This window comes from Hungatella hathewayi WAL-18680, from assembly GCF_000235505.1.
Taxonomy (GTDB): Bacteria; Bacillota; Clostridia; order Lachnospirales; family Lachnospiraceae; genus Hungatella_A; species Hungatella_A hathewayi_A.
In genome coordinates this window covers 2,987,627-2,989,418 of the sequence record NZ_JH379027.1, presented here as the reverse complement: position 1 = coordinate 2,989,418, position 1,792 = coordinate 2,987,627, and the positions used below count along the sequence as shown (strand labels likewise).

The window sequence follows — 1,792 nt, the reverse complement described above, 5'->3', positions numbered from 1 at the left end:
AGAAAAACCGGGAGCGGCTGAAACAAAAGGCGGATGAGATGCACCAGTGGCTGAACGGTGACCTGATCGATGAGAAGGCGGCCCAGTACAACGCGGTGGTGGAACCGTTTATCAACCAGATGCCGGATTTGATGTACCTTGGAAATACCATAGAGGAGCGAAATGAGATAATCGCCAATCTTGGTGATGAACTGGAGGAGAATTACCGGCTGTTTGAGGAGAGTCTGGAGGCGCTGATGCCGTTTTGGATGTATGAGATTGAGGAGTCTGCGGATGCGGTGAAGTTTAGCTGGGGGGACGCTTACGATTTTCAGGCAAAGGATATCGCCTATCACGTGTGGGTCAGCCGCTATCCGGATATGTCAAACCCAGTCGTGGATCAGGCCGGTCTCACCTCCTTAAGCCTGGAGGTGCCAAAGCAGCAGCTGGGAGATGGAGTTTTCTACTGGAAGGTGCAGGCGTCGTCGGAGGATGGCCGAGTTGTGCGCTCCATGAATAAGATTGCGGTAAATGATGTCTATTATCCCGGTGTTATGCAGGTGGAAGTGAGGTGATGTCATTGAAGGGAGATTACCGGTATGAGCAGAAATACCTGATTAAGAAAGCACAGCATATCGAGCTTCGGCAGATTCTCTCCACCATGATGGAACAGGATAAACACGCGGGGGAAACCGGGGAGTATATGATACGAAGTCTCTATTTTGACGACATGTACCGCAGCGCCTACCGGGAAAAGCTGGACGGCGTCTATGCCAGAAAAAAGTACCGGGTGCGGGTGTACAACTGCGAGGATACCATCATCCATTTAGAGTGCAAGCACAAGCAGGGGGCGTACATATTTAAGGAATCGGTGCCATTACGGCGGGAGGAATATGACAGCCTTCTGGCAGGCGATTTGGCTTTCCTGTTAAAAAGGGAGGAGCCTATCGCAAAAGAATTTTTTGTTGACGCGAGAACGGCGCTTCTGCGTCCGGAGGTCATTGTGGATTATGAGCGGGAGCCCTACATCTATGACGCGGGGACGGTGAGAATCACCTTTGACAAGGAGGTGCGGGCCGGGCGGCCGGAGGATGATATCTTCGATGATAAAATTCCTACTTATGGGGTGTTACGGCCGGATGAGATGATTCTGGAGATCAAATTTACCGGTTATCTTCCGGAGAGAATCCGCCGCCTGTTTTACGTCAATCATTTCACGCAGACTTCGGCGTCAAAATACTGTCTGTGTGCAGATAAGATTCGGGAGTATCGATAATAAAGGAGAAGACAGATGACTGTTCTAGCAAGCAAGACGACAACATTTTCAGATTTGTTCAAAAAATCGTTTTTAAAATCCATTCCCCAGGAAGTCAATCCGGGAGTCCTTGTGGTGACACTTCTGGTGGCGCTGGTACTTGGGCTGGGGATCTTTATGGTTTACCGGAAATGCTTTATCGGGGTGGTATATGACCATTCCTTCAACCTGTCACTGGTGGTGATGACCATCCTGGTATCGGTCATCATCGTGACGATCAGCTCCAACATCACGTTGTCCCTTGGTATGGTTGGCGCGCTGAGTATCGTCCGTTACCGGACGGCGGTGAAGAGCCCGCTGGATTTGATGTTCATGTTCTGGGCCATCACTACGGGAATTGCGGTGGGCGCTCACTATTATTATATCGCCCTGTTCAGCTTCCTGTTTGTGGCTCTGGTGTTCTTCCTTCTGAAGCGCTGGAAGGGGGAGGTGAACACCTATGTGATGATTGTCAACTACGTCAGCCAGCTGGAGTGCGAGGAATCGGTGCGCCGGGCA

General features: G+C 50.8%; 3 protein-coding genes. All 3 read left to right on the top strand.

What is annotated here, in order from left to right; all coding sequences use genetic code 11:
- On the top strand, window positions 1–554 hold a 554-nt coding region (locus HMPREF9473_RS13455), incomplete at its 5' end, for a hypothetical protein (protein WP_006780678.1).
- The gene (locus HMPREF9473_RS13450) at window positions 554–1,255 is read left to right on the top strand and encodes a polyphosphate polymerase domain-containing protein (RefSeq protein WP_006780677.1); all 702 of its coding nucleotides are present in this window, start codon (window positions 554–556) and stop codon (window positions 1,253–1,255) included. The genes HMPREF9473_RS13455 and HMPREF9473_RS13450, both read left to right, overlap by 1 nt.
- Before the next feature lie 15 nt (window positions 1,256–1,270).
- A partial coding sequence (locus HMPREF9473_RS13445) for a DUF4956 domain-containing protein (protein ID WP_006780676.1) occupies window positions 1,271–1,792 on the top strand: 522 nt, incomplete at its 3' end.

Excerpts from the sequence above, each read along its gene's own strand:
- HMPREF9473_RS13450 (WP_006780677.1), top strand. The coding sequence starts at position 554 with ATGTCATTGAAGGGAGATTACCGGTATGAGCAGAAATACCTGATTAAG.